This is a genomic window from Paenibacillus sp. P4_A7, from assembly GCF_056402455.1.
Genome location: NZ_JBFUHJ010000261.1, coordinates 1 through 7,609 on the forward strand (window position 1 = coordinate 1; position 7,609 = coordinate 7,609).

General features: G+C 41.5%; 8 protein-coding genes and 1 pseudogene. 5 read left to right on the forward strand and 4 right to left on the reverse strand.

The genetic code is table 11. The features are described 5' to 3' along the window. The first annotated feature begins 135 nt into the window (after positions 1-135). A complete protein-coding gene (locus AC1DWN_RS22895; protein ID WP_477561211.1) occupies positions 136-786 on the forward strand; it encodes a phosphatase PAP2 family protein in 651 nt (216 codons plus the stop codon). A 66-nt stretch (positions 787-852) separates the two neighbouring features. On the opposite strand, the gene comA is transcribed toward AC1DWN_RS22895, so the two are convergent. From comA to AC1DWN_RS22910, 3 genes are all read right to left on the reverse strand, one after another. Further along, on the reverse strand, positions 853-1,719 hold the full coding sequence (comA, locus tag AC1DWN_RS22900) for a phosphosulfolactate synthase (protein WP_477561212.1): 867 nt from the start codon (positions 1,717-1,719) through the stop codon (positions 853-855). A 196-nt stretch (positions 1,720-1,915) separates the two neighbouring features. After that, positions 1,916-3,217, reverse strand: a complete 1,302-nt coding sequence (locus AC1DWN_RS22905; protein WP_477561213.1) for an MFS transporter — start codon at positions 3,215-3,217, stop codon at positions 1,916-1,918. A 119-nt stretch (positions 3,218-3,336) separates the two neighbouring features. Further along, the gene (locus AC1DWN_RS22910; RefSeq protein WP_477561214.1) at positions 3,337-4,218 is read right to left on the reverse strand and encodes a LysR family transcriptional regulator; all 882 of its coding nucleotides are present in this window, start codon (positions 4,216-4,218) and stop codon (positions 3,337-3,339) included. 175 nt (positions 4,219-4,393) lie between these two features. On the opposite strand from AC1DWN_RS22910, the gene AC1DWN_RS22915 reads away from it, so the two are divergent. From AC1DWN_RS22915 to AC1DWN_RS22930, 4 genes are all read left to right on the forward strand, one after another. Beyond that, a complete protein-coding gene (locus AC1DWN_RS22915; protein ID WP_477561215.1) occupies positions 4,394-5,434 on the forward strand; it encodes a YeiH family protein in 1,041 nt (346 codons plus the stop codon). Between the two features lie 145 nt (positions 5,435-5,579). After that, positions 5,580-6,044: an RrF2 family transcriptional regulator gene (locus AC1DWN_RS22920; protein WP_477561216.1), complete on the forward strand. Its 465-nt coding sequence runs from the start codon at positions 5,580-5,582 to the stop codon at positions 6,042-6,044. A 208-nt stretch (positions 6,045-6,252) separates the two neighbouring features. Continuing rightward, on the forward strand, positions 6,253-6,627 hold the full coding sequence (locus AC1DWN_RS22925; protein WP_477561217.1) for a DoxX family protein: 375 nt from the start codon (positions 6,253-6,255) through the stop codon (positions 6,625-6,627). Between the two features lie 167 nt (positions 6,628-6,794). Beyond that, entirely contained in the window at positions 6,795-7,130 is a 336-nt protein-coding gene (locus tag AC1DWN_RS22930) for a hypothetical protein (protein WP_477561218.1), read from the forward strand. 49 nt (positions 7,131-7,179) lie between these two features. Here the strand turns inward: AC1DWN_RS22930 and AC1DWN_RS22935 are convergent. Next, positions 7,180-7,609 (reverse strand): annotated as a pseudogene (locus AC1DWN_RS22935) (hypothetical protein); the annotation flags it as partial.

Here is a 7,609-nt window from a genome sequence, read left to right on the forward strand (position 1 = left end):
ATATACGAGTATGGCTCATTTGCAGGGTGGCATTAGCGTTTGGAAGGGCAAGCTCTCCCAATAAGCAGAAATTTTATAGAAAAAGTGAATCAGATCTATCACTGTAGCTACCATAATTTTACCAAGGAGCTTTATATGATTTTGAAAAAAGTTTTTACCACATCGTTTATAATCAGCATGGCTTGTGCATTTGGGTTTGTAATAATCGCAATATTAGTTGGCAAACAGAACATTGCATGGTTTGATGACAGGTTGACTTCCTTGATCCAAGGACTGGAGAACGACACCTTAACTCATATTATGAATTTTTTCACAATCATTGGATCTACTCTCCCTGTTACGATCATTACTATATTGATTATGTTTGTGTTATTTACCGTATTAAAATTTCGATGGGAATTGCTTTTCTTTACTGGAGTTGTCGTTGGTTCTTTATTGTTAAATATCGTGTTGAAGCTCATATTTCAACGTGCTCGTCCCATTTTGCATCGAATCGCAGAAGCAGAAGCCAGTGGATATAGCTTTCCAAGTGGTCACTCTATGGCTGCTTTTACTCTCTATGGTGTCTTGTGTTTTCTATTATGGAAGCATGCTCGTAGTGCGCTTTCTAGGACACTTCTTATCGTACTGGGTTCTATAATGATCGTAGCAATTGGAGTTAGTCGCATATATTTAGGTGTACATTACCCAAGTGACATTGTAGGAGCCTACCTAGTTAGCGGAACATGGTTAGCGGTTTCTATCGGTTTATACCAGCGATATCTGGAACGCAGGAAGATTGACTAAGTAATGGATTTCATTCATATAAGGGCGCTTACACGAACAAATCGCCCCTATATGAATGATTACTGCTTAAATCATATAAACAAATTCCTTCGCTTTTTTCTCTTTGTTTCCAAATCCAAATGTATCTGAACGAAGTCCGCGACGCATCGTCTCCAGAGATAACACATCACTCGGAGGTATATTACCTAAATGAACATTAGATCCGAATTTATGCAGCAGCGTCACTTGTTGCTGCTTAAGCGGAGCCTCCCACAATAAACGATTCGTATCAGGCACAAACTTAAGAACGGCTTCAATGACATCTTCTCTACATTCGCCATTCTCATCAAATAGTCCGACGTCAACCCCAGATTCGCGAGCTTCTATTGTGACAAGCTCCGCGCCTGCATCCCAATCTGCTTCCGCTGTTACAGCTAAGTCCGATGCATCAATGAGTGAGCCTGACAGTTTTTTTCCATACTCCGTTACAACACGCAGTCCTCGTTTTTTGCCTTCTTGAATGAGCTCTGTCCGTTTCTTACGTGAAAGCTCAATCGTACCATCAGAAACTTCAATTCCGTTAAAACCAAGAGAATCTACCGTATCGAAGAATGCGGGGACCACATCCTGTTGCACAGCCGACTCTAACAGGGTGCCTCCTGGCATTACAAGAATTCCATGACGTTTGGCTAGTTCTATTTTGTATAGTAATAGCTCAGGTTTATAGAGAGTAGCTGTTCCGAAGCCGAATTTCACGCAATCGATATAGTCGGCAGCGGTTTCGATTAAATCCATAAAAGAGTTTCTGCCGAGACCTTTATCGATAACCATCGTGCGACCGCGTCCGGCAACTCGATCCGAGCTGAGAGTACTGGCTTGAGGCTCCAATACTTTGCGCTGTCCGCTTGGATCATGCAGTTCTGCGGGCCAAACTGCATATGGGAAACATTTCATTTAAAATCCCCTCACTTCATGTAAGTATCTTGCGTCATTCGTATGACTGAAGTATCATATGCGAATCGTACCAGGCATGTGCCCAAACATGAAGTTATATCGAATCATGCTCGTGTAACTTGATCTATACGCGCTGACAAGAGGAGGGGATGATAAGTGGTTTACCCATTTATCCATGCGGAGCACGTCGAGCAAATCAGCTAATTTCACGAGGCGGTTTTATTAAGAAGAAAACCAGAGCTAGCGCAAGTAGAGAAAGGGAAGATACGGTAATAAATACCAGTCGGTCTGACTTGTCCATCATCCAACCAAATAAAGGAGGGCCAGCAGCTACTCCTAGAAATCGCAAGCTGTTATATAGAGATGTAATCATTCCTCGTTCACTTTTTTGAACAGCACCAGTAATCATTGTATTCAGACAGGGTAGAAGCAGTCCGGTCCCTATGCTGCTTATCGTTAACAACCCAATAAATACGTAAATGTTTTTGAAAAAGAATATCGTGGAGGCTAGAGATAAAGTCATGGCTATCAATCCAATGTTCATTAGCCAACGAATCAAAACACCATTTTTCTTTATTAGAGACCCTGTGGTATAGGAAGTGATAACTAAGCCGAGCAGCGGTATAGCCAAAACCAAAGCTTTTTTTACACCATCAATGTTGTAGGGTTTAGCTTCAAGAATATTAGACAAATAAAAGAGCACACCAAACAAAATAAAAAGACCAAGTGATCCTGCGAAAAATGAAGTGATTAGCCAGCGGCCCTTCTCTTTAAATAAGTCTTTAATTTTTGTGATGTAAACTTTTAAGTTTTGCTTTTGATCATGCTTTGGTTCTTTAATCATAAAAATAACAGCTAACAGCGAAAGTGCGCAAAATACGGGAAAGGCGAAAAAAGATGCGTACCAAACGATTAATGCTAGTAAAGAGCCGATGATCGGGCTTAGAACTTTACCAGCTCCATTAGAGGCCTCAGTTAATCCAAGAGCCTTGCTCTCAGTTGCGCCTTCGTACAAATCTCCTACAAGAGCCATTGCGATCGGTGCTGTCCCTGCGGCTGCAATCCCTTGAATTGCTCTTGCAATAATAATAACCGTATAGGAATTCCATACCGCGCCAAACCCCGCCAATATCCCACCAGAGCCGTAAGCAATCAAAGCAGGAATAATAATAACCTTTCGCCCGAAACGATCCGACAAATAACCGATTATCGGAATGAATACGCCAGCAGCAAGTGAAAAAATGGTGATAATCAAACTGCTCTGGAACTTGCTGATTCCAAGCACTCTCTGCATTTCAGGAAGAACGGGCACCAGCATGGAGTTACCGAATACGAGAACCATCGGAATAGTGGCGAGGGCAATAAATTCCCAAATCCGTCCTTTTGAACCATTATCCGATTCCGATTTTGATTTCTTGTCTTTAGCCACATTCGATTTTGGCAAGTCCATATCGCTCTCAAACGTAATATTCAGCTTTCGTGATTTGGTCTTTTCCACAGGTAATCGCTCCTCTTACCGAGAATGTAGCGTCTTCATTATTCGGTATTCCAACTCATTATTCGCATTAGCTCAGTTATGTATTCATTTTTGGAGATTATCTGGATTCTTTCAGCAAACTAGTCTTTAGCGAGCAACTTTTGCATAAATACGTCTACTGACATTGTGGCCGGATGGTCTTTATGGCGAATCAAAGAGAAATATCGGTCTAATTGATTTCCCTTGATCGTTATCTCGGAAATTTCACCTGTCTCAAGCTCTTTACGCACGACTAAGCGAGAAAGCATTGCAATACCTAAACCGGCTGAGACGGCTTCTTTAACCCCTTGGCTGCTGTTAAATACATAGGATCGTTGTATATGAAGTGCTTCTTTTTGAATAAATTGCTCACAATACTCCCGTGTACCGGATCCGTTTTCACGGAGCACCCATATTTGATTTTGGAGCAAGTCAGTCTCGACCATGCGGAGGGAAGAGAGCGGATGATCAGCTGCTGCAATTAAGATCAACTCATCCTTCATATAAGGTGTAACGATTAAGTCTGTTGCTGAAACATTGCCTTCTACAAGGCCGAGATCTAATGTATTTAACCGGACAGCCTGTACGATTTCTTCTGTGTTGCCGATTGTCACTCCCATTTCAACCTGCGGATATTGGTCTACAAACTCTGCGATTAATCTCGGTAAAATATACTCCCCAATGGTGAAGCTGGCACCAACCTGAAGAGATCCGCTCACCGTATGCTGCAGCCTGAAAATATCCTGCTTTGCTTCATCATATAAAGCCAGGATTATTTTTGCACGCTTATATAAAATTTCCCCTGCCTCTGTCAACTTGACCTGCTTAGGCGATCGGTGCATAAGCTTCGCTCCAAGCTCATTTTCGAGATTGCGTATGTGTAAACTGACACCCGGCTGAGACAGATTTAACACCTCAGCCGCACGCGAGAAATTTTTTAATTCCGATACCGTTATAAATACATACAACGTTTCTACAATCATTTAATGACCTCCTTATTATTCCCATTCTATATGGATGTCCGTAAATCATCAATTCTATCATAAGTTTTTCTAATGATTAAGATAGCAGATTGGTATTTCTCAATCAAACGGGTAAGTCGTATAGTGAATACATAAGAACAGAAACAACTGGATTACGAAATGGAGAGTGAGGACAATGGCACAGACATATGCTCTTCCAATGCATAAGAAAATAGGATGGGGTTTTGTTCAGGGAATTGGCTTGACACTAGTCATTGCGGTAGCGGCTAAATATTTGGCAAACCTCCCGTTCTTAACTATTATGGGGCAGCTCGTCATCGCAATATTGTTGGGAATTACTTGGAGAGCGATAATCGGGGTGCCTTCACAGGCGATGGCAGGAGTCTCTTTCTCCAGCAAAAAACTGCTTCGCTACGGCATAATACTTCTGGGGATGAAACTAAATCTATTAGATATTGTGCATGCTGGACCGAAGGTTCTAGCAATAGCAGTCATTAACATTGTGTTTACGATCTTTGCGGTATATGGGATTACAAGACTTTTTAAGGTGGAGAAGAGAATAGGGGTACTTACAGCTTGTGGTACAGCGATATGCGGAGCCGCAGCCGTCATAGCCATTTCACCACAGCTCAAAGCAAGCGATGAAGAGACAGCAATTAGTGCAGCTACAGTAGCTATTCTGGGGACAATATTCACCCTTGCCTATACCTTTTTATATCCTGTACTTGGACTGTCAGACACGGGATACGGAATCTTTGCGGGAGCAACACTTCATGAGGTGGCACATGTTATAGCTGCTGCTGCGCCAGGTGGCAAGGAGGCTGTTGATCTGGCGGTCATAGTTAAACTAACTCGTGTTGCGTTACTAGTGCCGATAGCCATCGTAATAGGTTTTTTAGCAAATCGAGCAGAACTTAAGACTAATGGTCACGCAAATAAAGTAAGCTGGAAGTCCATTCCGATTCCTTGGTTTATTATTGGTTTTCTTGTTATGAGCGGTGTGAATACGCTTGGAATCATTCCGGTGGCACTGTCGGATCAAATCGTTGTAATGGCATATCTGTTGCTTGCAATGGCTATGGCTGGGCTAGGGTTAAATGTTGATATAGCTACGTTTCGTCGTTATGGCATGAAGTCTTTTCTGGCTGGTTTGATTGGTTCAGTTCTGCTTGCAGGTTTAGGGTTTGGGCTTGTTCATTTATTTGGTTTAAATTAGGTCAATATAGAATGGATGATTGCTCCTATTTACTTGTTTATATAAACGCAAATGTCCTATAATGTGCTTAATGCAAATGCATTTAATAAACTTTAATATATTTTAATGATTACTATTAATAATACAAGGATAGGTGTGATACTAAATGAGTACAGCAAATCGTGGAGTTAATATTGGGCCACCGCGTTTTAAGATAGCAGTTCATTCTATCGTATGGTTAGCCCAAAGCGGCAGTATGCTTTCGAGTGCAATGATTGCAAGCCAAGTAAATTCACATGCAACCTTTATGCGGAGAGTTATGCAGGCGCTGGCAGTGTCAGGAATTGTTGAATCCAAGGGTGGGCGAGAAGGAGGATATAGCTTATGTAAACCTGCAGATCAAATCACATTAGGAGAGATTTATTCTGCTGTTAACGCGGGATCCGCAGAGCCGGAAGTTGATGTAGACTGCGGAGAGGCAGGCCAACAATTAGATATTGAACTAGAAAAAATTCTATATGAAGCCGAACAAAAAACGATTGAATATCTGAGCCAATATACGATTGTTGATGTTATGGAACGTGTAGATTTTTTTGCCACAGATTGCGGGGAGAGCAATGTAAGCCCATGATCTAACTTTTTTTAACAAAAGTACTAGTCAAATGATGATAAACTGATTATAATGTGCTTACATGAGTTGCAATTACTGCTGCTCTTTTATTTTGATTTATAATGTGCTTAAGACAGGCTCATATTAATTGGAAGGAAGCTTGAAGGGGACATTTATTGGAATGAGAATTAATGGAATGAATACTAATTATTAAAGAGGAGAGATGAAGATGGAGATATTATCATTCATTTTGCAAAGCATACTTGCTTTAATGTTTCTGATGGCTGCTCTAGGTAAAATATCGGGTTCCAAGATGCATGTAGAGGGCTTTAATCACTGGCGCCTTCCGCAATGGTTCCGCGTAGTTACGGGTTTCGTTGAATTAATTGGGGCTGCAGCATTGATCGTTGGTTTCTGGGATGCGAGTTGGATAGCTGCAGGTGCGTTATTACTTGGCCTTACATCAATTGGTGGGATTCTAACTCATGTACGTGTTAAGGATTCAATGAAACAAACTTTCCCAATCCTATTTTTAGCTGTTTTGTCATTTGTTTTATACTTTATTCACTTATCCGATTTATCTGATTTCCCAGGGTTTAAGTAATGATAAAGAGACTTTCCTAATTGGCGTAACTCTAGAAACATTCATAGATAATTGACATGAGAAGGAACCATCATTGAGATGGTTCCTTTTTTGTGGATTGGTTCGTCCAATCTATTAATCTATCATTTGCATATGATGAACTATCAAAGTTTAGGAGGTATGAGACAATGAAATCAAAAATTAGTAAGAAAGCAGCGTTACGAAGAGGGAAAACGATCCAACTTGGCTCGACGAGTGCTCGGGCTACACAGAACCTTGGTAATGGCTTTCGCCGTACCGTGTTTAATCCTATACAAATTGACCCTAATAGTTTTCTCACAATTAGGTTCACCGCCGGCCGAGGTAGAGTAGTTATCAATGCTGGATGGAACATTACTGATTTTTTAGCTGCCTGGCCTACAGACAGCTACCCCGTTACAGATAACCGTTGGATATTGATTATCCAGAACCCGACGAATGTAACCAGATTTGTCACTCCGTACCTGATCACGAAAACCCGGTAATCTGCACATCAGCCCTTAGTCTCTTTAGTTGAGAGATTAAGGGTATTATTTATGCTCGAATTACTTTAATCGAGGCGAGTTCTTTCACCGTAAGCCGACGAGAATACGAACATTTCTTATTACCCGTTTTCACAATCCGGACCTGACCTGTTCCTTGTGGGCGAGCAACTCGTGTTCGAAACCTTCTCATAAACCAATCCACAGGGTATGCAATTGATGTTAGCCCATCTCCTGTACCAGCATAGTTCACTGCAGTTGCGAAATTATCCGAACGTCTGAGCCACACGGATCCCGAGTCTCCAGGAAGAGATACCGGCCTACTACCACGGATAACGGTTTGATTTCGGAATGTTAGCACACCCAAATTACTACCATAATCGACCTRCACGTCTGTATTCACCGAATCGACTGTTCCATTTACCAAACCCGTTGTCCGACCAACTTTCTTGAAACGATGACCTACACGGTAGGAGGTTACA